Source organism: Neoaquamicrobium microcysteis (assembly GCF_008180155.1).
Classification (GTDB): Bacteria; Pseudomonadota; Alphaproteobacteria; order Rhizobiales; family Rhizobiaceae; genus Aerobium; species Aerobium microcysteis.
On record NZ_VSZS01000067.1, the window covers coordinates 338,914 to 363,191 of the forward strand.

A 24,278-nucleotide genomic window follows, 5' to 3' on the forward strand; every position below is an offset into this window, starting at 1 on the left:
GCAGAACGGGATGTTCCGCATAAACGTCAAAGTCTCTCAGACAGAGGCGCAGCTCCGCAAAGAGAGCCCGCAGAACTGCAAAAGCTCTAAGAAAGCCAGCGCTTGCGGCGCTTGTAATGCTTCACGTCCTTGAAAGAGCGCCGCCCCTCGCCGCCGACGCCCAGATAGAACTCCTTGACGTCCTCGTTCTCGCGCAGGGCCGTCGCCTCTCCGTCCAGCACGATGCGGCCCGATTCGAGGATGTAGCCGTATTTGGCGTAGCGCAGCGCTATGTTCGTGTTCTGCTCCGCCAGCAAAAAGGACACGCCCTGCTCCTCGTTGAGCTTTTTCACGATCTCGAAGATTTCCTCCACCAGCTGCGGCGCCAGCCCCATCGACGGCTCGTCGAGCAGGATCATCTTCGGACGGCTCATCAGCGCGCGGCCGATCGCCGTCATCTGCTGCTCGCCGCCCGACGTGTACCCCGCCTGGCTCGAACGCCGCACCTTCAGGCGCGGGAAATACTGGTAGACGAGTTCGAGGTCGTCGCGGATCGCCGCATTGCCGTCGCGCCGCGTGAACGCCCCGGTCAGAAGGTTGTCCTCGACCGAAAGATGGCCGAAGCAGTGCCGCCCCTCCATCACCTGTATGCAGCCGCGCCGCACCAGCTCGTTGGGCGACAGGTTCTGCACCTGCGCGCCCTCGAACATGATGTTTCCCTTGGTCACCTCGCCGCGTTCCGCCTGCAGCAGGTTGGAGATCGCCTTCAGCGTCGTCGTCTTGCCCGCGCCGTTGGCGCCCAGCAGCGCGGTGATCCCGCCGCGCGGAACGCTCAGCGAAACGCCCTTCAGCACGAGGATGACGTGATCGTAGATCACCTCGATATTGTTCACCGCGAGGATCGTCTCGGCCTCGTTCCGCATTTCTGCCTTCGCCTGGCCCGTCATCCGTTTTTCTCCACCAGCCGCGCAAGCCGCCCCGGCGCTATCATCATGTAACTGCGCCGGACGAGCTTCTCGACATCCGCCCAGTCGGGAGCGGAATCCAGCCTCATTCCCACCCAGCCTTTCGCCCCGACATAGGGCGGGACGAAGAACGTGTTGGGGTCAGCCTCCACGAGCATGGCCTGGCTTCCCTCCGGCGCCTTGCACCAGACCGATGTCCTGCCGTCACCGAACTTCGCCATCGCGAAAATCTTGTCCTTCACGCGAAAGGTCGGATCGCCCCACGCTTCCTTCTCATGGGCGTCGGGCAGCTTTAGGCAGATGGAACGCAACTGCTCGACCGGCCCTTCCATCGTCGCCTCCGCCTGAAGTGTCGGCCGGCGCCAAGGCCGGCCGACATCGTGATTGCGTCAGAGGCTGCACTCGTCATTGGCGGGCCAGGGCGCGTTGGCCTCGGCATACTTCGCGGCCTCGGCTGCCTCCAGCGGCTCGATCACCTCGCGGTCCGGCGACAGGATGTCGGACACCCGCTCGAACTTCGAGCCGTCCCATTCGATGATCCACCCGCCGCCATGGCCGGTATGGTTGGCGCAGGTCGTCTGGAACGGCACCACCATGCCCGACATGCCGAGCTCTTCCAGCTTGGCCTCGTCGATGTTCAGGTTTTCGAGGCCCCAGCGCATCTGCTCGGGCGTGATGACGGTGGCGTCGAACTCCTCCTGCGCGGCTTTGATCGCCTCGGCCGCCATCATCGAGATCACCAGCCCGCGCTGGTAGAACACCCAGTCCAACTCGCTCTGGTTGCCGATCTGCGAAAGACCCTTTTCGATGACATGCTGGCGGATGTCGTTCATCAGCGGCGAGTCGGAAACCGGCACGTTCCACGACACGGCGCGGTAGCCCTTGCCCTGCTCACCCACTGCCGCCATGTCGCCGTCATGACCCGACCACCAGATGCCGAGGAACTTCTCCATCGGGAAGCGTGTGCGCGCGGCTTCCGTCAGCGCGCCGGCATTCATCGCGCCCCAGCCCCACATGAAGACGAAGTCGGGGTTCTCGCGACGGATTTGCAGCCACTGCGCCGACTGGTTCTGCATCTCGGTCACGCCGACCGGGATCGGCAGGAAGGTGAAGCCGTGTTCGGCCGCATACTTCTCGAACAGCGGGATCGGCTCGCGCCCGTATGGTGCATCGAGGTGGATGAGCACGATCTTCTTGCCGTTGAGGCTCGACAGGTCGCCGTCGGCCACATAGTTCAGCAGCATCGACGCGCCGTCCCAGTAGGATGATGGCGGATTGTAGGCCCACTTGAACACCTTGCCGTCGGCCATCGGCGAGAAGCCGTAGCCCGGCGCGAGAACGGGGATCTGGTCGACGTTGGTGCGCGGCAGCACCTGCAGGGTGATGCCGGTCGACCATGGCTGGGTCACGATGGCGTTGGCCTTGGTGGCCTCGTAGCACTCGACGCCCTTTTCCGTGTTGTAGCCGGTTTCGCATTCGTCATAGGCGATGCGCACGCCGTTGATGCCGCCGTCGCGCTCGTTCAGCAGGGTCATGTAGTCGCGCTGGCCATTCATGATCGGCGTGCCGGTGGCGGCGAACGGGCCGGTGCGGTACGACAGGTTCGGCACGTAAAGGGAATCCTGCGCCAGCGCGGCGGGCGCGACGAAGGCGGCGGCCGCGGCGAATGCCGCCGATAGCGCCGTCATTCTCATCATTGTCTGCATTTCGCTTCCTCCACTCGTTTGCTTTCCATATCGCGCCGGGCGCTTCCGTCCGGCTCCGGCGCCGCTGCCCTCCTTGCAGCGCCGCCGGCGATCTCAGTGCGGGAATGGCCAGATAATCAGCTTCTCCCGGATTATTTGCCAGTAGCGCGCCAGCCCGTGCGGCTCCAAAATCAGAAAGGTGATGATGAGCGCGCCGATGATCATGATGTTGAGATGCTCCACCATGGCCGAACTGATCGGCAGGCCGAACATGCGCGGCACCACGCCCAGCAGCACCGGCAGCGCCACGATCAGGATCGCGCCGAGGAAGTTGCCGAGGATGGAGCCCAGCCCGCCGATGATGGCGATGAACAGCACCCGGAACGAAAGCTGGATGTCGAACAGCTCCGCTTCCGCCGCGCCGCGCCACAGGAACACGAACAGCGCGCCCGCCACGCCGACAATGTAGGATGAGACGAAGAACGCCAGCAGCTTGGCCTTCATCAGGTTGATGCCGACCAGTTCGGCCGCGATGTCCATGTCGCGCACCGCTTTCCAGATGCGGCCGATGCGCCCGCGCGTGATGTTGATGGCGAAGAAGGTGACGACGCACACGATCCCCAGCACGAAATAGTACTGCGTGATCGCCTTGGCGTTCGGCCCTGCCACCGGCACGCCGAACATCGAGATGTTGGGCACCTGGATCGCACCCGACGCGTTGTAGTTGTACAGCCACGCCCATTTCTGGAACAGCCAGACGAGGAAGAACTGCGCCGCCAGCGTGGCAATCGCGAGGTAGAAGCCCTTGATGCGCAGCGAAGGCAGGCCGAACGCCATACCCACGGTTGCCGAAAAGAACCCGGACAGCGCGATGGCGACGACGATGTTCATCTCGGGAAAGATCGTCACCAGCTTGTAGCAGGCATAGGCGCCGACGCCCATGAATGCCCCGGTGCCCAGCGAGAGCTGGCCGGCATAGCCCGTCAGGATGTTCAGCCCCAGCGCCGCCAGCGAATAGATCAGCACCGGGATGAGCAGCGCCCGGAACGTGAACTCGTTCGCCGTCATCGGGAACACGACGAACGCAAGCAGCAGGATGAACGTCAGCAGCCACGCGTCCTGCCGCACCGGAAACAGTGCGTAATCGGCCTTGTAGCTGGTCTTGAACTGTCCGGCGACGCGGTAGAGCATGTCAGTTCCTCTTGCCTCCGAGCCCGGGCGCGACGCTCCCCTCCCCCTTGAGGGGAGCGTCGGCGCTCGCGGCCATCTTGTCGGCTGAACGGAGGTTTACGCCGCTCATCGTCATCACACCCGCTCGATGATCTTTTCGCCGAACAGGCCCTGCGGCCTGAACAGCAGCACCAGCAGCGCCAGCATGTAGGCGAACCACGCTTCCGTGTTGCCGCCCAGCAGCGGCTGGCCCCAGTAGATTTCGAACAGCTTCTCGAGGATGCCGATCATCAGCCCGCCGATGATCGCGCCCGTCACCGATTCCAGCCCGCCCAGCATCAGCACCGGCAGCGCCTTGAGCGCGATGACCTCCAGCGCGAAGGACACGCCGGCCCGCGAACCCCAGACGATACCCGTCGCAAGCGCGATCATGCCGGCGATGAACCAGACCAGCACCCAGATGGTCGACAGCGAGATGCCGACCGAAAGCGCCGCCTGATGGTCGTCGCCAAGCGCGCGGATCGCGCGGCCCATCTTGGATTTGTTGAGGAACAGCAGCAGCGCGCCCACCAGCACGATCGCGCCCACCACCGCCGTGATGTCGCGCTGCTCGATCGACACGAAGCCCCCGAACGGCTCGAAAATGTAGCTGCCGGTCGGGATGCCCAGCTCCTGCGTTATCATCCGCTTGTTCTCGCCGCCGAAGATCGTCTCCCCCAGCCCGATCAGGAACAGGGTGATGCCGATCGTCGCCATGAACAGGATGATGTCGGGCTGGTTGACCAGCGGCCGCAGCACCACGCGCTCGATGGCCACGGCGAGGATGAACATGACGCCCAGCGTCAGCGGCAGGGCGAGCCACGCCGGCACGCCGCGCTCGTAGAGCCCTACGAGCGTCAGCGCCGCGAACACCACCATGATGCCCTGCGCGAAGTTGAATATCCGCGACGACTTGAAGATCAGCACGAAGCCGAGCGCGATGAGCGAATAGAGGACCCCGGAAACCGTGCCTTCCCACAGCACCTGCAGCAGGAAGTCCGGCGCTGCCGCCATGTCGGTGAATGGCTTGACCAGGACCGAATGCAGAAAGTCCATCTCCGGCGTCCCCCTTAGACTTCGTCCGCCGCGGCGATCAGCCGGTAAGTTGCGGAAACAGGCCGACCAGCCCGATGATGATGAGGTAGATCGCGACGATGTAGTTCAGCAGTCGCGGAATGATGAGAATGATGACGCCTGCGATCAGCGAGATGAGCGGCGTCAGAGCCAGATTTTCCATGATGTATCCTTTCCATCAGTGAGCCACGCCGAGATAGGCGTCGATGACAGCCTGGTCGCTCTTCACCGCATCCGGCGTTCCGTCGGCAATCTTCTTGCCGTAGTCCAGAACGACGACGCGGTCGGAAAGGTCCATCACCACCCCCATGTCGTGCTCTATCAGCGCGATGGTCGTGCCGCGCTGCTGGTTCACGTCGATGATGAAGCGGCTCATGTCCTCTTTCTCTTCGAGGTTCATGCCCGCCATCGGCTCGTCGAGCAGCAGCAGCGAGGGCTCCATCGCCAGCGCGCGGCCAAGCTCCACCCGCTTCTGCAGGCCGTAGGGCAGCTTGCCCACCGGTGTGCGGCGAATGTGCTCGATCTCCAGGAAGTCGATGATCTCCTCGACCTTTTCGCGATGCTCGATCTCCTCGGCCAGCGCCGGCCCTCGCCACAGCATCTGCCAGCCGATGTTGCGCGTCATATGCACCGAGCGCCCGGCCATGATGTTTTCCAGCGTCGTCATGCCCTTGAACAGCGCGACGTTCTGGAAGGTGCGGGCGATGCCCTGCCGCACGGCGTGGTGCGGCTTCATCGCGCGGCGCTCGTTGCCGCGAAACGTGATCGTGCCTTCCTGCGGCGTGTAGAAGCCGTTGATGACGTTCAGCATCGACGTCTTGCCGGCCCCATTCGGCCCGATGATCGCGCGTATCTCGCCCTTCCTTACGTCGAACGAGATGTTGGTGATCGCCTTCACGCCGCCGAAGGCCAGCGACACGTTATCGACCTTCAGCAGCACGTCGCCCTTGGCGATGCCGTCGTCCTGGGTCGCAAACTGCGTGGTCGCGGGTTGGTGGTTCATGCCGCCGCCTCGCGCGCAGGCTGCGCCGCGCCCTCGTGCACGGCGGCGTCCTCGATCTTCACCGTCGCCCTGATCTTGCCCTTGCGGCCGTCCTCGTAGGTCACTTCCGTCTCGACATATTTCTCGGTCGAGCCGTCGTAGAGCGCGCCGATCAAATCGTGGTAGCGCTCGTCGACGAAGGCCCGGCGCACCTTCTGGGTGCGCGTCAGCTCGCCGTCGTCCGCGTCCAGCTCCTTGTGCAGGATCAGGAAGCGCCTGATCTGCGCGCCTGCCATCATCGGCTCCTTCGCCAGCCGCCGGTTGGTCTCGTCCACGTTGCGCGCGATCATCTTGTAGACGTCCGGGTGCCCCGCCAGTTCCTGGTACGACGCATAGGCGATGTTGTTGCGCTCGGCCCAGTCTCCCACCGCCTGAAGGTCGATGTTGATGAAGGCTGTGGCGAAATCGCGCCCGTTGCCGAAGGCCACCGCTTCCTTGATGTTGGGGAAGAACTTCAGCATGTTCTCGATGTATTTGGGCGCAAAAAGCGATCCGTCGCGTAGCCTGCCCACATCCTTGGCGCGGTCGATGATCTTGAGCTGCCCGTCACTGTCGAAGAAGCCCGCATCGCCGGTCTTGATGAAGCCGTCCGGCGTCATCACCTCGGCGGTCTTCTCGTCTTCCTTGTAGTAGCCCGAGAACTGCCCCGGCGAGCGGAACAGAACCTCACCGTCCTCCGAAATCCGGATATCAACGTTCGGCGTCGCCGGCCCCACAGTGTCGGCGCGCACCGCGCCGTCCTTCTGTGCGGTCACGTACAGAAACGCTTCCGTCTGGCCATAGAGCTGCTTGAGGTTGATGCCGAGCGAACGGAAAAACGAGAACAGGTCGCCGCCGATGGCCTCGCCCGCCGTATAGGCGACACGGATGTTCGACAGCCCCAGCACGTTGCGCAGCGGGCCGTAGAGCAGCAGGTTGCCCAGCGCATAGGAAAGCCTGCCTGAAAGCGGCACCGGACGCTTCTCCAGTATCGCCTCGCCATGCTTTCGAGCCACCTCGATGAAATGCCGGAATATCCACTTCTTCAGCCGGCCTGCATCCTCCATGCGGATGGTCACGCTGGTCAGCAGCCCCTCGAACACGCGCGGCGGCGCGAAGTAGAAGGTCGGCGCGATCTCGCGCAGATCCTGCGGCACGGTCTGCTGGCTTTCGGGACAGTTCATGCAAAAGCCCGCGACATAGCCCTGGGCGTAGTTCAGGTAGTGGTCGCCCACCCACGCCAGCGGCAGATAGGCCAGCACGCTGTCCTTCTCCGTCAGGCTGTCGAAGGCGACGGTGTCGGATGCCGCGTTCACCGCCGCAGACGCCTTTATCATCACGCCTTTGGAGCGCCCCGTCGTGCCGGATGTATAGAGCATGACGGAGATCTCGTCGCCGCTGCCCTGCCTGATGCCTTCTTCCCACAGGCGCGCGCGCTCAGGGTCAGACGAAAGCAGCGCCCGGCCCGCCGCCTGTATCTCTTTGAAATCGTGCAGCCCTTCGCGTGCATAGTCGCGCAGGCCGCGCGCCTCGTCGTAGATCACCTCTGTCAGCGCGGGGATCTGATCGCGGAACGACAGGATCTTGTCGACCTGCTCCTGGTCCTGCACCACGGCGAAGCGAACCCCGGCATGGTCGAGCACATAGGCCATCTCCTCGGCCACCGCATCCCCGTAGACCGGCACCGGTACGCCACCGAGAGATTGCACCGCGGCAAACGTCCAGTAGAGCCGCGGCCGGTTCGCGCCCACCACCGCCACCTTGTCGCCGCGCGAAAAGCCGATCGTCTCCAGCCCGATGGCGAAGGCGCGCACCTCGTCCATCTGCTGCGCCCAAGTCCAGCTCTGCCAGATGCCGTAGTCCTTGTGGCGCATGGCCGGGCGATCGCGAAAACGATCCGCGTTCAGCAGCAGATATTTCGGAAACGTGTCGAGCGAGGTCGCAGCTTGCGCCAAAACCTGTTCCTCCCGTCAGGCGGTTGAACCGCCCTTCCTCCCGACGCCGCGTGCTCCCGCACCGCCGGAACTCCTCTTCTTCGGATGAAGTTTTCACGAAATCGCAAGTCAGGCAACACGCCCCTTGACAGACAGGACGCCACCTTGTCTTCTGGACTGGGCGCTTTATTGGCGCTCTTCCCTGACAGTCGCGAAAGTTCCAGCCGCAACGTTCGCCGTTGTGCGCCTCACGCGTCGTACGTAGTCAGCGCCTGTATATCCAGCGGCGTGATGCGGCCATGCTCGACCTTGAGCAGCCCCTCATCCTGCAGTTCCTGCAGACAGCGGTTCACCACCTGCCGCGACACGCCGACCAGCAGTCCCAGCTCCTCCTGGTTGATCTCCACCGCCGGGCCCGCCTTGGGGTAGAGCACCCGGTTGAAGAACCATGAGAGGTTGCGCGCCACCCGCGCCTTGGGGCCGAGGATGCGGTCATATTCGATGGTGGCCAGAAACTGCCCCATACGCTCGTTCAGCGCACGCACCAGATAGCGGTTGAAGCCGGTGCTGTTCTCGTAGAGCCACACGAAGGTCGCGCGCTGCATCAGCGCCATGCGCGTGTCGCGGATGGCGACCACGTCGTATTTGCGCGGCTCGTCCTTGAGCACCGAGCCCTCGCCGAACCAGCTTCCGTCGGTGGCCCCCGCAAAGGTCATCGCCTTGCCGTCGCGCGAGATGGCGCTGATCTTGACGAGGCCCGCCGTCACGCCGGTCCAGTGGTCGAGGCGGTCGCCGCGATGGCAGATATAGGCACCCTTGGCGAACTGGCGTTCGACGACGCCGCGCCGTGCCCTTTCCAGTTCGTCCTCGGTCAGTTCGCCGGCCCAGATCGCCGCGCGAACGATGTCTTCCCGTGCGTTCATCAGCCCTCGGCTTGCGGGCCCGTTCGCCTGACGCCCGCGTCTTTACCGGCTTATGAACGCCCGTCCCCCGAAAGACAAGAAGCCGATGGCCGCATCCGCCTCAGGCGGCCTGCTGCATGTATTTGGCCGTCGGCAGGATCGTCAGCGGTGCCAGTTCGCCCTTCGGCGGACGCGCAAACAGCATCCGCTGCTCGAACGGCGTCGACTTGAAGAACGGGAAGCGCTCGATCGTCTTGCCCATGTTTTCCGAGCACTTCGACTGAAACAGATAGACGGGGCAGACGAGGCCCGGATAGTCGCGCGAGGGCATTGCCTGCTGCGAGCCGAAGATGCGGCGGTAGAACCCGGTATGCTCCTGCTTGATCGCCGTCAGGCAATAGTCGGTGTCGAAATAGGCGCAGGCCGCAACCGCCAGCCGCAGCGTCACATAGGGCAGCGCCTTGTAGGCGCGCGAAAACTCGGTGTGGGCCGCAAACCGGCTCGGGTCGATGAAGCTCTCGCCCGCTGCAAGCCGCGGCATCAGCTCGTCGTTGAACACGGTGATGCTGGGCGAAACCGGCATCTTGCGGTGCACGTGGTGGATGCGGATCGTGCTGGCCAGCTCGCCGTCGATGAAGATGCCGAAACGGTAGGAGTTGGAAAGGTCGTCGTAGTCGTCCGTCACCATGCGCGACGGCATGTCGGTTATCATGCCGCTGGCGAGATAGGCGTCGTAGCGCAGGCGGTAGATCGCCTCGAGGTCCTCGCCGCTTTCGCAGCGGCGGTACTCCACCTGCTCCAGCAGGGCGGATACGCTTCTGGAAAAGCCCGACTCCGACGCAGAAGCCGCAACGCCCGTCGTTTCCGCCGCCTCAGCAGGCGCGGCTGCACGCGTTTCCATGCACATTCCCCGTATTCCGCCACATCGCAGCGTTAACGGTACATTAACCTCACCCCCAGTAAAGGCGAAAATCCCATCGGAGACGTTTACCGAAAGTTAACCTTAACAGTTAGTTAAGGCCGCAACTGCATCCATAACGTGCATTTCGGGGAATATCAGGCGGTGGAAACGGCGGGTTTGGTGCTGATCTGGCTCGCAAAGGGCCAGGTCGTGTTGGACATCGCTTCGATGCCCGAAGCCGTCAGCGCCGAGCCGAACAGGAAGCCCTGCACCAGTTCGGGCTTCACGTCGTGCGACAGCACCTTGAGCTGCTCGAACGTCTCCACCCCTTCGATGGTCACCGTCAGTCCCAGGAGGCGCGACAGGCTGACGATGCCGCTCAGAAGCTCCAGCGAACGCTTGCTGCGGGTCACGTCGACGAGGAAGGAGCGGTCGATCTTCACCTTGTCCAGCGGCAGCGTGTGCAGGTAGCTGAGGCTGGAATAGCCGGTGCCGAAATCGTCCAGCGCGATCCGCACGCCCATCCGCTTCAGCTTTTCGATATAGGTCCGCGTCTGCGACTTGTCGTCCAGCAGCGCCGTTTCTGTGACCTCGATTTCGAGGCGCTGCGGTGCCAGTCCCGACACGTCCAGCGCCCTGCTCACCTTGGCGATGATATCGTCGTTGCGGAAGTCCTTGGCCGAAAGGTTCACGGACACGCAGATCTGCGTCGGCCATTTGACGCATTCGGTGGTGGCGGCGTTCAGCATGAAGGTGCTGATTTCCGACACGATCCCCATCTCCTCCGCCAGCGGGATGAATACCGACGGCGAGATCGGCCCGATCTCCGGATGGTCCCAGCGGCACAGCGCTTCGCAGCTCACGATGCGCATCGTCTCCATCGACACGATCGGCTGGTAGACGACGCGCAGGCCGCCCGTCTCCACGGCATGGCGCAAATCGGCCTTCATCACCTGCCGGTTGCGGAACGCCTGGTCCATCACCGCCTCGAACAGGCGCCAGCCGTTCTTGCCGTTTTCCTTTGCCTTGTAGAGCGCAAGGTCGGCCTTCACGATCATGGCGTCGACATCGGCATCCCTGGCTGTAGCCAGTACCGCGCCTGCGCTCGACTGTATGCGCAGCGCGTGGCCGGCCACGTCCACATCACCGTTCAGGCTCGCGAAGATGTCGTCCAGCAGCAGGCCGAAGGTATCCGGCTCCTTCACGTCGTTGAAGAAGATCATGAACTCGTCGCCACCGAAGCGGCTGACCTTGACGTCCTCGCCGGCGAACCGGTTCAGCCGTTCGGCGACCGCATAGATCAGCCCGTCGCCCACCGGATGCCCGAGCGTGTCGTTGACGCTCTTGAAGTCGTCGAGGTCGAAGACGGCGAGCGCGACGCTGCGGCTCTGGTCGCCGGTCGAGACCGCGTCGCTGACCATTTCGTGAAAGTAGGCGCGGTTGGCGAGCCCGGTCAGGCTGTCGTAGCGGGCCATGAAGCGGATGCGTTCTTCCGCCTCGATGCGCGCCGTCACCTCGTCGAAGGTGATGACGCCGAGCTCGTCATGGCCCTCGCGGGCCGAGAACTCGAAATAGCGGCCGTTGGAAAACCGGATCAGGACCTTGCGGTCCTTGCCCTCGCGCAGCGCGCGCGTCAGCTGGGTTTCGGCGTAGCGGGAATCGTTGAGGCTCAGTATGCCGCCGGCAACGCCGCGCATCAGCAGGCCGCGCAGCGTGCGCCCCAGCAGTTTGTCGCCCTTCTTGACCGACATCAGCCGCGCGGCTTCCGCGTTGGCCACCACCACCCTGCCCTCGGGGCTTAGCATGATGAGGCCGGACGACATGGTGTTGAGCGCGCGGTCGAAGCGCTGCGCGATCTGGTCTGCGCGCCGGTGCCCGATGACGGCCGAAAACAGCACCTCGCGCACGCCCTTCGCAGTACCCGAGATGATGAAGAAGAACGGGATGATGAGCAGGCCCAGCACCACGTTCTGCATGTCGCCGCGCATCAGCAGGCCGACCGCGATGGGCGACACGAAGGTCAGCGAGAAGATCGCGACCATCCGCGGCGAGCCATAATTGCGCCCCGCCACCGTGACCATGGAGCCCATGGTGACGGCGACAGCCGCGAGCTCGGCATAGGGGTCGGGATAGAGATAGATGGCGATGAAGCAGAACGTGCCCAATGTCAGGCCCTGGATGCTTCCCTTGAGGATGTAGTCGGCCTCGCAGCGCTTGGCGCTCTCATAGTCTCGAATGGCCGATGTCTTGACCACGCGGCGCATGCTCACGAAACGCCAGGCGCCCATGGCGGCCATCAGGAACGCCATCCAAAGATAGGCGTGCGCCCCGGTCTTCAGGTAGGACATGATGGCGACGATGGCGTGGCAGAACGCACCAATGAGGATCATGTGCACGTTGTCATACAACGAGCGCACGAACTGCACGTATACGTCGGCAGGGACCTGTTCGGGCTTTACTCGGTTCATCTCACGCGCCATCCCAGCCTCTGATGCCACAGCCACATTAAGAAAGGCTTATGGAACAATGGCAGTTTGACGTTACGGAATGCGCGAGAACCCTGAGTTTGAAGCCTATTCCGCCGCCTTCAGAGCCTCTGCAGAAACGGGCGCGGCAAGCCGCTCGAGCATGCGCTCTCTTTCCTTGCCTGCCTTCACCGCATTGGCATGCTTCACGTGGCCGAACCCGCGGATCAGCGACGGCACGGAGGCCAGCGCCGCCGCTGCCTCGATCCTGCCGGGTGAAAGCGCGGTCTCGATGCGGGTGAGATCGCCCTCGTATTCGGCGAGCAGCCGTCGTTCCATGCGCCGCTCGGCCGTGTAGCCGAAGATGTCCAGCGCCGTGCCGCGCAGGCCCTTCAGGCCGGCGAGGATCGAGAACCCCTTCATCATCCACGGCCCGAAGCTCGACTTCCTCGCCTTCCCCTCCGCGCCCTTGCGCCCGAGGATGGGCGGCGCAAGATGGAACTCGAGCCTCTCCCAGCTCTGGAACTGGCCGGCGATCTGCTTCTGGAACGAGCCGTCGGTGTAGAGCCGCGCGACTTCGTACTCGTCCTTGATCGCCATCAGCTTGAACAGGTTCTTCGCGACCGCCTCGCTCACCGCCGTCGAGCCCGGCACCGCGCGCTCCTCGGCATTGCGGATCGCATCGACGCGCTGGCGATAGCGCGCGGCATAGGCTTCGTTCTGATAGGCGCGCAGGAAGTCCGCGCGCAGGTCGACGATCTCGTCCAGCGATGTCGCGATGGTCCGCTCGGCCATCGGGCTGCGGGCGCTGTCCACCAGCTCCTTCACCGAAAGCGGATCGTGCGCGGCGCGGCGCCCCCAGCGGAAGGCATCGACGTTCATCGCCACCGCCTGCCCGTTCAGCTCGATGGCCTTCTCGATGGCTTCTGCCGAAAGCGGCAGTCCGCCATGCTGGTATGCGAAGCCGAGCATGAACATGTTCGCGCCCAGCGAATTGCCGAACAGCACGGAAGCCGTCTTCGTCGCGTCGAAGAAATGCGCGTTGTCCTCGCCCGCCGCCTCGCGGATCGCCTTCTTCACCCGCTCGGTTGGCAGCGAGAAGTCGGCCGACCGCGCGAAGTCGCCCGGCATCACTTCGGCCGTGTTGGCCACGAAGATCGTCTCGCCCTGCCGCACCGACGCCAGCACCTTCTTGGAGCCGGAGACGACGAGGTCGCAGCCCAGGATGAGGTCGGCCTTGCCTGCCGAAACGCGGATGGCGTGAATGTCTTCGGGTGTGTTTGCCACGCGCACGTGACTGAACACCGCCCCGCCCTTCTGCGCCAGCCCGGCCATGTCGATCATGCCGCAGCCCTTGCCTTCCAGATGGGCGGCCATGCCCAGCACCGCGCCGATGGTCACGACGCCCGTCCCGCCGATGCCGTCGATGATCGAAGCCCAGCCGTCGCGGCCCAGTTCGAAAGGCTTCGGTTCCGGCACGCCCGCCAGCGGGTCGGCCTTGCCTGCGACGCCTTCCGCCTTGCGTATCTTCGCCCCGTGCACCGTCACGAAGGACGGGCAGAAGCCGTTGACGCAGGAAAAATCCTTGTTGCACGACGACTGGTCGATCCGGCGCTTGCGGCCGAACTCGGTCTCCAGCGGCTGCACCGACACGCAGTTCGACGCCACGCCGCAATCGCCGCAGCCCTCGCAGACCAGCTCGTTGATGATGACGCGCTTGTCGGGGTCGGGAAACGTCCCGCGCTTGCGCCGGCGGCGCTTCTCGGCCGCGCAGGTCTGGTCGTAGAGCAGCACCGACACGCCGCTCACGTCCCGCAGCTCGCGCTGCACGGCGTCCAGATCGTCGCGGTGGTGGATGGTGGCACCCATGGGGAACGACGCCTTGCCGGCATATTTGTCCGGCTCGTTGGTGACGACCGCGATGCGCTGCACGCCCTCGGCCCGCACCTGGTTGGCGATCATGTCGGCCGTCAGGTTGCCTTCGTGCGGCTGGCCGCCGGTCATCGCCACGGCGTCGTTGTAGAGGATTTTGTAGGTCACGTTCGCCTTGCTCGCCAACGCGAAGCGCAGCGCCAGCGAGCCTGAATGGTTGTAGGTGCCGTCGCCGAGGTTCTGGAAGATGTGGTCGCGCTTGGAGAACGGCGCCTGCCCAAGCCACTGCGCGCCCTCGCCGCCCATGGCGGTGAAGCCCACGGTCGAGCGGTCCATCCACAGCGCCATGAAGTGGCAGCCGATGCCGGCCGCCGCGATCGAGCCCTCCGGCACCTTGGTCGACGAGTTGTGCGGACAGCCCGAGCAGAAATACGGCGTGCGGCTGGCCACGTCCTTCGTGTCCGCCAGCATCGCCTGGAACTGGCGCAGCCGGCTGACGCGCGCGGCGACCTCTTCCGAGTGGCCGACCGTCCTGAGGATGCGTTCGCCCAGCGCGATGGCGATGTCGTTCGGGTCCAGCGCGCCGGCTGCCTGAAACAGCGTCGCGCCGCGCTCGTCCTTCTTGCCCACGATGGTCGGCTGGTTGGCCACGCCATAGAGGTTTTCGCGCAGCTGCGTCTCCAGCAGCGAGCGCTTCTCCTCCACCACGATGATGTGTTCCAGCCCGCGCGCGAACTCCGCGACATGCTCGTAGTCGAGCGGCCAGGGACACGCGACCTTGAACAGCCTCACGCCGATGCGGTTGGCCGCAGCCTCGTCGATGCCGAGGTCGTCCAGTGCCTGCCGCACGTCGAGATAGCTCTTGCCGACGGTGACGATGCCGAGCTTGGGCGCGGCCCCGCCGGAATAGACGATCCGGTTGAGGTCGTTGGCGCGGATGAAGGCTGCGGCAGCCGCGCGCTTGTAGTCGTGCAGGCGGCTCTCCTGCCCGAACTGGTCGAGCTCGTGGCGGATGTTGAGCCCGCCGGGCGGCAGGTCGATCTCCGGCAGCACTATGTTGAGCCGGTCGAGCGACACGTCCACCGACGCCGTCGATTCGATGTTGTCCTTCACGCATTTGATGCCGGCCCACGTGCCCGCGAAACGCGACAGCGCATAGCCGTAGAGGCCGTAGTCGATCAGCTCCTGCACGCCGGCCGGGTTGAAGATCGGGATCATCGCGTCGACGAAAGCGAACTCGGTCGCATGCGCGTTTGTCGACGATTCGGCCGTGTGGTCGTCGCCCATCAACGCCAGCACGCCGCCGTGTCGCGAAGAGCCCGCAAGGTTCGCGTGCCGGAACACGTCGCCCGTGCGGTCGACCCCCGGCCCCTTGCCGTACCAGACGGAAAAGACGCCGTCATACTTGCCTTCGCCCAGCAGCTCAGTCTGCTGGCTGCCCCAGCATGCGGTGGCGGCCAGTTCCTCATTGAGGCCCGGCTGGAACACGATGTCGTTGGCTTCGAGCTGCTTCTTCGCCTTCCATAGCTGCTGGTCGAGCCCGCCCAGCGGCGAGCCGCGATAGCCCGACACGAAGCCCGCCGTCGAAAGCCCCATGCGGCGGTCGCGCTCGCGCTGCATCATCAGCATGCGGATGACCGCCTGCGCTCCGGAGATGAAGATGCGCTCCTTGGAAAGATCGAACTTGTCGTCGAGCGCGACTTCATGCAGCGTCATCGCTGTTCTCCTTCTCGGTGGCCGCAACGCGGTCGCGGCGTGCCATGCGTCCAGTGTTTCCGCCGCAGCTGCCGCCGTCAAACGAAATCGCCTGAGCCAGCCGGCCGGCTGACAAGGCGGTGCATCGTGGGAAGAAAAGGCCCGCGCGCGCTTTCCAACAAGTTCGCAAGCTGCTAATGCGCGCTGTCAAAATCTCCGCCGTGCGCCCTCGGCGTGCGCGGAGCCTCGCGCAAAGAAACGAAGAACATCGAGGGGTCCCAAGCCTTGGGGAGGCAGGACCTGCGAAGGGAGCCGAGAGGATGGCGGACCTGTTTTCGCACCACCCAGGATTCACCGGGAGGCAGGCATCATGAGCGTCCTGGCCTTTATCGTCCGCGTGATCAACGTGTTCAACCGGCTGGTGGGCAATGTCTTCGCCTGGCTGTCGCTGGCGATCGTGCTGGTCTGCTTCGCGGTCGTCGTGCAGCGCTACGCGCTGTCCACCACGCGCCTGTGGATGCAGGACCTTTATGTCTGGCTGAACGGCGCGATGTTCACCGCCGTGGCTGGTTTCGCCCTGCTGCGCAACGACCATGTCCGCGTCGATATTTTCTACCGGCCCGCCACCGTCGAGCGTAAGGCGCTGGTCGATCTCATCGGCGTCATTTTCTTCCTCATGCCCTTTGCATGGGTGGTCTACGCCTATGGCTGGAACTTCGTCGCCCGGTCTTGGCGCATCTTTGAAGGCTCCGCCAACATCGGCGGCATGCCAGGCCTGTTCATCCTCAAGAGCTTCATCCTCTTCTTCGCCTTCGTCATCGCCATACAGGGCCTTTCCATGGCGCTGCGTTCCATCCTTGTCCTGACGCGCAACGAACACCTGCTGCCGGCAGAATATCGCTACGAAAACCAGCAGGAGACCCACTGATGGATCCCGTCCTTCTCGGAGAGATCCTCTCCGGCCTGATGTTCTTCGGGATCATCGGCTTCCTCATGCTCGGCTTCCCGGTCGCGTTCACGCTGGCCGGCGTTTCGCTCATGTTCGGCCTCGTCGGCATGTCGTTCGGCGTGTTCGATCCGTCGAATTTCGGCGCGCTGGCCAACCGCTATCTCGGCTTCATGACCAATGAGGTGCTGGTGGCGGTGCCGCTGTTCATCTTCATGGGCGTGATGCTGGAGCGCTCCAAGATCGCCGAGCAGCTCCTGCTCACCATGGGCAAGCTCTTCGGCAACATGCGCGGCGGCCTAGGCATCTCGGTCATCATCGTGGGCGCGCTGCTTGCGGCATCCACCGGCGTCGTCGGCGCAACCGTCGTCACCATGGGCCTGATCTCGCTGCCGGCCATGCTGCGCGCCGGCTACGACCCCAAGCTCGCCTGCGGCGTCATCTGCGCGTCCGGCACGCTGGGCCAGATCATCCCGCCCTCCACCGTCCTCATCTTCATGGGCGACATGCTGGCGGGCATCAACGCTCAGGTGCAGATGGCCAAGGGCAATTTCGCTCCTACGCCGGTTTCCGTCGGCGACCTGTTCGCCGGCGCGATCTTCCCCGGCCTGCTGCTCGTCGGCCTCTACCTTGCCTGGATGATCGTCAAGGCGATCTTCTCGCCCGAATCCTGCCCCGCGACGCCCGTTCCGCCTGAGGAGAAGAAGGATCTGGCCAGGGAAGTCGTCGTCGCGCTCGTCCCGCCGCTGGCGCTCATCGCCGCCGTTCTGGGCTCCATTCTCGGCGGCATCGCCACCCCCACGGAAGCCGCTTCCGTCGGCGCTGTCGGCGCGATGCTGCTGGCCGCCCTGCGCTGGCGCCTGTCGTTCCGCGTCGTGCGCGAAGCCGCGATCTCGACGGCCACCATCACCTCGATGGTGTTCATCATCCTTTTCGGCGCGTCCGTGTTCTCAATCGTCTTCCGCCTCATGGGCGGTGACAATCTCGTTCACGAGTTCCTGTCGAACCTTCCCGGCGGCGTCACCGGCGCGGTCATCGTCGTCATGGCGATCATGTTCCTGCTGGGCTTCATTCTGGACACGTTCGAGATCATCTTCATCGTGATCCCGATCACCGCGCCCATCCTGCTCAACCTCGGCGTCGATCCGATCTGGCTGGGCGTGATCGTGGGCGTCAACCTGCAGACCTCGTTCCTGACGCCGCCGTTCGGCTTCGCGCTGTTCTACCTGCGCGGGGTTGCGCCCAACAGCGTCACCACCGGCATGATCTACCGCGGCGTCGTGCCGTTCGTGATGCTCCAGATACTGGCGTTGGCCATCATGTTCATGGTGCCCGGCATCGCGACCTGGCTGCCCAAGTGGATTTACAGCTGACAAACCATATGTAGCTAGAAAGGGCCGGCGGAGCGATCCGCCGGCCCTTTGCATTTGGAGCAAGCCCGCCATGTCCCTGCACTACGCAGATCGCACGGAGACGGTACGCGACGCTCTGGAGCGCGCCATCGCGTCGTTGACGCGTCCCACAGTCACCCTGCGCGAGCTTCTGGCCATTATCGGCGACCATGGGCCACTGCTGCTCTGCGCGCTGCTTTCCATCCCGTTCCTGATCCCGGTATCCATCCCCGGCGTCAGCACGATATTCGGTCTGGCCATCCTGCTTCTGGCCATCGGCATCACGCTCAACCGCACCCCGTGGCTGCCCGCGCGGGTCATGGATCGGGCCGTCGATGCGCAGAAGCTGAAGGGCGTTCTGGAACGCGGCGTCAAGCTCATCCTGCGCATAGAGGCGGTCATTTCCCGGCGGATAGAGGTGTTGACCGCAGGCTCGTTCGCAGGTCGCGTCAACGGGCTTGCCATCGTGGCCGGCGCCCTGCTGCTGATGCTGCCGCTGGGCCTCGTGCCGTTTTCCAACACGCTGCCTGCTTTCGCCATCCTGTTTCTGTCGATCGGCATGAGCCAGAGAGATGGCTTTCTGGTGCTGGCGGGTTACGCGGCGCTCGCCGCGACCTGCGTCTATTTCACCATCCTCGCCTATGCGGCCTACGCCGCCGGCAACGGCCTGCTGTCCATCTTCGCCGAGTAGGCGGCGACAAAGAAAAGGCCCGGGATCGCTCCCGGGCCTTTCGCGTTTCGGCTCTCGCCGGATCAGAGCTGGAAGTACTTCTCGCGTGCCTGGATGAACAGCGAGTCGGTGCCTTCCGTCTTCTGGCGCACGATGTTCAGCGCGGAGACGAAGCTCTCGGCGGTCTTCTTGGTCAGCGCGTCGCTGGAGTCCAGCAGGCCCTGCATGATTTCCTTGGCGGCATTGGCGCCCGCCTCGAGGATTTCATCGGGGAACTGGCGAACCTGCACGCCGTGGTCGTTGACCAGCGTTTGCAGAGCGCGCGGGTCGTTGGCCGCGAAGTCTGCGGCGACGTTGTCGTACTCGGCCGCGCAGCAGCCCTTGACGATTTCCTGCAGGTCGGCCGGCAGTTCCTGGAACTTCGCCTTGTCGACGACCAGCTCGGTCGCCAGACCCGGCTCGATGAAGCTCGGGAAGTAGTAGTTCTTGGCGATCTGGTAGAAGCCCAGCGCGAGATCGTTGTACGGGCCGACGAACTCGGCCGCGTCCAGCGTGCCCGACTGCAGCGCCTGGAAGATTTCGCCTGCCGCCATGTTGGTCACGGAAGCGCCCAGCTTCTCCCACACCTGGCCACCGAGGCCAGGCGTGCGGAAGCGCAGGCCCTGCACGTCGGAAACGCCGGTCAGTTCGTTGCGGAACCAGCCGCCGGCCTGCGTGCCGGTGTCGCCCGACAGGAAGCCCTGAACGCCGAACTGGTCGTAGATCTCGTCCCAGATTTCCTGGCCGCCAAGGTGGCGCACCCACGCGGTCAGCTCGCGCGAGGTCATGCCGTAGGGAACGCCGGTGAAAAACGACAGGCCGGTCGACTTGTTCTGCCAGTAATAGGCCGCGCCGTGGCTCATCTCGGCCGAGCCTTCGATGACGGCGTCGAGAGCCTGCAGCGGCGGGACCAGTTCGCCGGCGGCGTAGAGCTGGATGGTCAGGCGGCCGCCCGACGAGGCGGTGATGCGGTCGGCCAGGCGCTGCGCGCCGACGCCGAGACCGGGAAAGTTCTTCGGCCAGGTGGTGACCATGCGCCAGGTCTGATTGCCCTGCGCGATGGCCGGCGCGGCAAGCGTGGACGCGGCGACTGCGCCGGCCCCGGCAAAGCCGGCCTTGGTGATGAATGAACGACGATCCATAGAGTACCTCCCAGATGTGGAATCGAACTGTCAAAAGACGGAGATCGGGAAAAGGCCGCGCGTTTCGCGCCCGCTCCCCCCGAAGCCGGGCCGTATAAATACACGCGTCAACGGGCAAGTCCAGCCGATTGCGCGGGTTAGCAACGAATGCGCAAGCATTGCGCAAACCGCCCTTTCTGCCTCATTCGCAGCACCGTTCAGGCGCTTGGAAATAAGCGCGAACAGGACTAGATGTTGATGGACGTTTCCCGAAAGGCCGGTCTTGCCAGACCGGAATACAAATGCGCCAGCCTCTCATCGCCGTATCGACCGACGTTCGCCAGTTCGAGAACTACACTTGGCACGCGGCCCCGCAGCAATATCTGGAAGCGGCCCTTTCCACGGCCGGGGTGTTGCCTGTGCTCGTTCCGTCTTTCGGCGACAGGCTCGATCTCGAGACGTTGCTTGCCTCGGTCGACGGCGTCATGGTCACCGGGTCGAAATCGAACGTGCACCCCTCGCTCTACGGTGGCGAAGCCTCCGAAGCCAACGGCCCCTACGACGAGGCGCGCGACGCAACAACCCTGCCGCTGATCCGGCTGGCGATAGAGCGCGGCGTGCCGCTGCTGGCCATCTGCCGTGGCATTCAGGAACTGAACGTCGCTCTGGGCGGCACGCTCGCCACCGAGATACAGGAGCAGGACGGCATACTCGACCACCGCGCGCCCGTCAGCGACCTCCAGGACGAGCGCTTCGCCATCCGGCAGCCCGTGGCGATCAAACCCGGCACCTGCCTGGCTGGCGTCTTCGGCGCGGGCGAGATCATGGTCAACTCGGTTCACCGGCAGGCCGTCGGCCGGCTGGGCGAGAGGCTGCAGGTCGAGGCCGCGGCACATGACGGCACCGTCGAGGCGGTATCCGTCATCGGCGCGCGTGCCTTTGCCGTCGGTGTGCAGTGGCATCCGGAATACTGGGCGAAGACCGACGACGCCTCGGCGCGCATCTTTCGTGCCTTCGGCGATGCCGTGCGCGACCATGCAGCCGGCCGCACCGGCCAGCTCGCCGCCGAATAGCCGCTTCTACTCGCTGGCGAAGAGCGTCAGGATAGGCTCGCGCGGCCTGAACGATTCGAGTGCCGCACCGTCCGCGGCGGCAAACTCGGCAACCACGCTGCCGTCATCGCGCACGAAGGCGACCGATCCGTCCTTTTTCTGCATCCACCGCTGGGCGCCGGCCAGTTCCGGCGCCACGGCGCTGCATCTCGGTTCGAGATCGAGCGTGCGCTCGCCCGCACCGGGATTTGCCGTGCCGTGAGCCGTCAGCGAGCAGCCGATGTCGGCTGCGCTCGACTTCAACGTGAAGTGGATTGCCGGGACCACCGGCCGCGAGATCGACGAGACGACCATCGGGTCTATCTCGTCAGCTCGCGGTATCGGGTCGGAGCCCGGAAAGACCGCCGCCAGTCCCATCAGGGCGGCTACGCATGCATATGTGCCATTCATTCGACCGGCCTTCGGCTTATCGACTTTGTGGCAGGATCGGAACTCATGGTTAATCTGCGGTAAACGTCCCGATCCCGGCTGACGATCCTGTTGCTCAGCGCTTCGGCAGCGCCACGTCCTTGGTCTCGACGACCGGCGTGATCGGCTTGCCGCGCTCGAACCATTCCACCAGATTGTCCGCCACCAGATCGGCCATCGCCTGGCGCGTATGGATGGTGGCCGAGCCGACATGCGGCAGCAGGCTGGCGTTCTCGGCCTTCATCAGCGCTTCCGGCACGTTCGGCTCGTTTGCGAAGACGTCCAGTCCGGCCGCCATGATGGTGCCGTCCGCCAGCGCCGCCGCCAGCGCGTCCTCGTCCACAGTCGAGCCGCGCCCGATGTTCACGAACACGCCCGACGCGCCCAGCGCCTTCAGCACTTCCGCGTTCACCGCCTTCTCGGTCGAGGGGCCGCCCGGCGCGATCGAGATCAGCGTGTCGACGTTGCGCGCCAGTTCCACCAGCGACGGATAGTAGGTGTAGTCCACGCCCTCCACCGGGCGGCGGCTGAAATAGCTGATCGGCAGGCCGAAAGCCTCGAGACGCCGTGCGATCGCCTGTCCGATGCGCCCCAGCCCGAAGATGCCGACCTTGCGGCCGCGCAGCGTGCTGCGTGTCAGCGGATAGTTGCCCGTGCCGGCCCACTTGCCCTCGCGCAGCCAGGCCTCGGCCTTGGGCAGCTCGCGCACTGTATTGATGAGCAGGCCGACGGCCGTGTCGGCCACTTCCTCGGTCAGCACGTCGGGGGTGTTGGTCACCATCACGCCGTTCGCGCCGGCATGCTTGGCATCGACATGGTCGTAGCCGACGCCGAAGCTGGCGACGATCTCCAGATTGGGCAGTGCGTCCATGAATGCGGCGTCGGTGCGCGTCATCACCGCCAGACCCCTGACTTTCTCGCGTTCGCTTTCGCCCAGCAGCGCGGCGTCGGCGCGGTCGATCCGCAGCACCCGAAACGCGCCGGAAAGACGTTCCACGGCGTGGGGGTGAAGGTTCCCGGGTATCAGGATGGTGATGTCGCTCTTGTCCGTCACTGTCTTTGCATGCTCCCTGCTTGCTGAGGCTGCGCGACCCTAGTGCATTTTGCGGGCGGAAGTAATCGCCCGGCGCCGCATAAATTCGGGCAGCGAATCCCGGCGGAGGATCGAGCCAATTCTGTCCGTTCCATGGCAGGCGCGGTGGCGCTCGCCGCTCCGGATGCACGCGCAGGTCGCACAAGACACGCGAGGCGCGCAATGTCTTAGGGCGACCTCCTGCCTTGCCAACCGCTTGAGCCGCGTTGTTCGCCTCAACAAATCGTGTGTTTCCCATTCCGATTCGTTTTGGAACGGCGTCTCCGGCGCGTCGTTGGTTCGGCATCCGCAAGCCCTGCGGATCTGAAAAGACCAGGGTCATAACAAGAAAGGAACCAGTCATGAGGAACAAGCTTCTCACCGCCGTCGCGTTTTCGTTCGCGCTTTCCACCGGTGCCGCCTTCGCGCAGGCTTCCGGCGAGCAGCCCGTGATCCACGATCCGGCCGCGATGCTCACCCCGTTCCACACCGACGACACGATGACGACGCTGCGCACCGCCGAGGAAAATCAGGAACACTTCCTGTCGCTGGATGTCGCCGAGCAGCAGGCGCTGCGTGAACAGTGCCAGACCAACGTCGCCAGCGAGGTGATGGGCGATGACGCCGCCGTCGACGAGCAGACAACGGCCTCGATCGACGAGAACGGCATGCCGTCCACCATGGCCGACCTCTGTGCCCAGGTCGAAACCTGGTAACCGCCTGGCACTGAAAGCCGGATTTCTCCCACGGGAGACGAAACGCGGCGGGCCGGTCCTGCCGCGTTTATCGTTCCACCGGCTTGCCGGTGGATTGGCGCACGTGCAGTTCCGGACGTGTCAGCTCCTGCCCGCCATGCACCTCCACGCCGTTCAGCCGGTCCAGCAGCGCACGCGCCGCGCGCCGCCCCACTTCGCGCTGGCCGTTCCACACCGTGGTCAGCGCCGGCGTGGCGATGGCCGCTTCTTCCAGATCGTCATATCCCGTCACGGAAATGTCTATGCCGGGCGTCAGCCCCGCCCGCGCGATGCCATTCATCAGCCCGATCGCGACCAGATCGTTCCAGCACACGGCGGCCGTCGGCTTGTCCTTGAGCGCCAGAAACTGCTGCGAAGCCTCGAAGCCTCCCTGCTTGGTGCGCGGTCCGGGTATGCGCCAGCCGGGCTTCACCTCCAGCCCGGCCTTTTCCATCGCCATCACATAGCCGCGATAGCGGTCGCGCCCGGTCGACGTCTGGTCCGTGCCGCCGATCATGACGATCCGTTTGTGGCCGAGCGAGATCAGGTGGTTGGTCGCAAGCCCCACGCCATAGGCGTCGTCGCCGCGAAACACCGGCACGTCGGCTCCCTCCACCGACCGCGCGATCAGCACGGCGGGCAGCCCGTTGTCCTCCGCGAGCTGGATGTCGGCCGCCGGCGTGCCGATGGCCGGCGACATGATCACCCCGTCCGCGCCCAGCTGCAGCAGCGTGTCGATGAAGGTGCGCTGCTTTTCCAGCTGGTCGTAATGGTTGGAAAGCAGGAAGGTTTGCCGGCTCCGGTCCAGCTCGGTTTCGATCGAGCGCAGGATTTCGGCGAAGAACGGGTTCATAATGTCGTGCACCACGACGCCCACGATGCCCGAGCGCGAAGTGCGCAGGCTGGCGGCGCGGCGATTGTAGATGTAGCCGATCTCGCGCGCGTGTTCCTTGATCCGCTCCCGGGTGGCGTCTGCCACCAGCGGGCTGTCGCGCAGCGCCAGCGACACGGTGGCGGTCGATACGCCGAGCGCCTCGGCGATCGTCGACAGCTTGATCTTCTGTGCCAGAGAACCCCCTCCCG

At 64.6% G+C, this 24,278-nt stretch carries 21 protein-coding genes; 5 read left to right on the plus strand and 16 right to left on the minus strand.

Features of this window, described 5'->3' with window-relative positions:
* Nucleotides 1-86: 86 nt before the first annotated feature.
* The 12 genes from FY036_RS20395 to FY036_RS20450 all read right to left on the minus strand — a co-directional run bounded on the left by FY036_RS20395 (nucleotide 87) and on the right by FY036_RS20450 (nucleotide 15,723).
* A complete protein-coding gene (locus tag FY036_RS20395; RefSeq protein ID WP_148916597.1) occupies nucleotides 87-926 on the minus strand; it encodes an ABC transporter ATP-binding protein in 840 nt (279 codons plus the stop codon).
* Nucleotides 923-1,276 (minus strand): MmcQ/YjbR family DNA-binding protein, encoded by a 354-nt coding sequence (locus FY036_RS20400; protein WP_148916598.1) that lies wholly within the window; start codon nucleotides 1,274-1,276, stop codon nucleotides 923-925. The genes FY036_RS20395 and FY036_RS20400 overlap by 4 nt, the downstream gene beginning before the upstream one ends.
* 57 nt (nucleotides 1,277-1,333) lie before the next feature.
* Entirely contained in the window at nucleotides 1,334-2,650 is a 1,317-nt protein-coding gene (locus FY036_RS20405) for an ABC transporter substrate-binding protein (protein WP_148916599.1), read from the minus strand.
* A 93-nt stretch (nucleotides 2,651-2,743) separates the two neighbouring features.
* Nucleotides 2,744-3,820: a branched-chain amino acid ABC transporter permease gene (locus tag FY036_RS20410; RefSeq protein ID WP_148916600.1), complete on the minus strand. Its 1,077-nt coding sequence runs from the start codon at nucleotides 3,818-3,820 to the stop codon at nucleotides 2,744-2,746.
* A gap of 114 nt (nucleotides 3,821-3,934) precedes the next feature.
* Nucleotides 3,935-4,894, minus strand: a complete 960-nt coding sequence (locus FY036_RS20415) for a branched-chain amino acid ABC transporter permease (RefSeq protein WP_148916601.1) — start codon at nucleotides 4,892-4,894, stop codon at nucleotides 3,935-3,937.
* Nucleotides 4,895-4,931: 37 nt separating this feature from the next.
* Nucleotides 4,932-5,075 carry a DUF3096 domain-containing protein gene (locus tag FY036_RS20420; protein ID WP_148916602.1) on the minus strand — a complete coding sequence of 48 codons (144 nt, stop codon included), beginning with the start codon at nucleotides 5,073-5,075 and terminating at the stop codon, nucleotides 4,932-4,934.
* 15 nt (nucleotides 5,076-5,090) lie between these two features.
* Nucleotides 5,091-5,915 carry an ABC transporter ATP-binding protein gene (locus tag FY036_RS20425; protein ID WP_148916603.1) on the minus strand — a complete coding sequence of 275 codons (825 nt, stop codon included), beginning with the start codon at nucleotides 5,913-5,915 and terminating at the stop codon, nucleotides 5,091-5,093.
* The gene (locus tag FY036_RS20430; RefSeq protein ID WP_148916604.1) at nucleotides 5,912-7,888 is read right to left on the minus strand and encodes an AMP-dependent synthetase/ligase; all 1,977 of its coding nucleotides are present in this window, start codon (nucleotides 7,886-7,888) and stop codon (nucleotides 5,912-5,914) included. Before FY036_RS20430 ends, FY036_RS20425 begins: the two co-directional genes overlap by 4 nt.
* A 227-nt stretch (nucleotides 7,889-8,115) precedes the next feature.
* A complete protein-coding gene (locus FY036_RS20435) occupies nucleotides 8,116-8,790 on the minus strand; it encodes a Crp/Fnr family transcriptional regulator (RefSeq protein WP_148916605.1) in 675 nt (224 codons plus the stop codon).
* 100 nt (nucleotides 8,791-8,890) lie between these two features.
* A complete protein-coding gene (locus FY036_RS20440) occupies nucleotides 8,891-9,670 on the minus strand; it encodes an N-acyl amino acid synthase FeeM domain-containing protein (protein WP_148916606.1) in 780 nt (259 codons plus the stop codon).
* A gap of 155 nt (nucleotides 9,671-9,825) precedes the next feature.
* Nucleotides 9,826-12,138, minus strand: a complete 2,313-nt coding sequence (locus FY036_RS20445; protein WP_148916607.1) for a putative bifunctional diguanylate cyclase/phosphodiesterase — start codon at nucleotides 12,136-12,138, stop codon at nucleotides 9,826-9,828.
* 105 nt (nucleotides 12,139-12,243) lie between these two features.
* Complete coding sequence (locus tag FY036_RS20450) at nucleotides 12,244-15,723, minus strand: indolepyruvate ferredoxin oxidoreductase family protein (protein ID WP_148916608.1); 3,480 nt, start codon at nucleotides 15,721-15,723, stop codon at nucleotides 12,244-12,246.
* Nucleotides 15,724-16,072: 349 nt separating this feature from the next.
* Here FY036_RS20450 and FY036_RS20455 point away from each other — a divergent pair, with 349 nt between their 5' ends.
* From FY036_RS20455 to FY036_RS20465, 3 genes are all read left to right on the plus strand, one after another.
* On the plus strand, nucleotides 16,073-16,630 hold the full coding sequence (locus FY036_RS20455; RefSeq protein ID WP_148916609.1) for a TRAP transporter small permease subunit: 558 nt from the start codon (nucleotides 16,073-16,075) through the stop codon (nucleotides 16,628-16,630).
* Entirely contained in the window at nucleotides 16,630-18,021 is a 1,392-nt protein-coding gene (locus FY036_RS20460; RefSeq protein WP_148916610.1) for a TRAP transporter large permease, read from the plus strand. The genes FY036_RS20455 and FY036_RS20460 overlap by 1 nt, the downstream gene beginning before the upstream one ends.
* A 70-nt stretch (nucleotides 18,022-18,091) precedes the next feature.
* Complete coding sequence (locus FY036_RS20465; protein ID WP_148916611.1) at nucleotides 18,092-18,730, plus strand: exopolysaccharide biosynthesis protein; 639 nt, start codon at nucleotides 18,092-18,094, stop codon at nucleotides 18,728-18,730.
* 62 nt (nucleotides 18,731-18,792) lie between these two features.
* On the opposite strand, the gene FY036_RS20470 is transcribed toward FY036_RS20465, so the two are convergent.
* Nucleotides 18,793-19,890, minus strand: a complete 1,098-nt coding sequence (locus FY036_RS20470; RefSeq protein WP_148916612.1) for a TRAP transporter substrate-binding protein — start codon at nucleotides 19,888-19,890, stop codon at nucleotides 18,793-18,795.
* Nucleotides 19,891-20,171: 281 nt separating this feature from the next.
* Between FY036_RS20470 and FY036_RS20475 the strand changes: the two genes are divergently transcribed.
* Complete coding sequence (locus FY036_RS20475; protein ID WP_148916613.1) at nucleotides 20,172-20,942, plus strand: gamma-glutamyl-gamma-aminobutyrate hydrolase family protein; 771 nt, start codon at nucleotides 20,172-20,174, stop codon at nucleotides 20,940-20,942.
* Between the two features lie 6 nt (nucleotides 20,943-20,948).
* On the opposite strand, the gene FY036_RS20480 is transcribed toward FY036_RS20475, so the two are convergent.
* On the minus strand, nucleotides 20,949-21,371 hold the full coding sequence (locus FY036_RS20480) for a hypothetical protein (protein WP_148916614.1): 423 nt from the start codon (nucleotides 21,369-21,371) through the stop codon (nucleotides 20,949-20,951).
* A 94-nt stretch (nucleotides 21,372-21,465) separates the two neighbouring features.
* Nucleotides 21,466-22,443, minus strand: a complete 978-nt coding sequence (locus tag FY036_RS20485; RefSeq protein ID WP_148916615.1) for a 2-hydroxyacid dehydrogenase — start codon at nucleotides 22,441-22,443, stop codon at nucleotides 21,466-21,468.
* Nucleotides 22,444-22,823: 380 nt separating this feature from the next.
* Between FY036_RS20485 and FY036_RS20490 the strand changes: the two genes are divergently transcribed.
* Nucleotides 22,824-23,177 carry a hypothetical protein gene (locus FY036_RS20490; RefSeq protein WP_148916616.1) on the plus strand — a complete coding sequence of 118 codons (354 nt, stop codon included), beginning with the start codon at nucleotides 22,824-22,826 and terminating at the stop codon, nucleotides 23,175-23,177.
* A 67-nt stretch (nucleotides 23,178-23,244) separates the two neighbouring features.
* Here FY036_RS20490 and FY036_RS20495 read toward each other — a convergent pair whose 3' ends face one another.
* Entirely contained in the window at nucleotides 23,245-24,264 is a 1,020-nt protein-coding gene (locus FY036_RS20495; protein WP_148916617.1) for a LacI family DNA-binding transcriptional regulator, read from the minus strand.
* Nucleotides 24,265-24,278 lie beyond the last annotated feature (14 nt).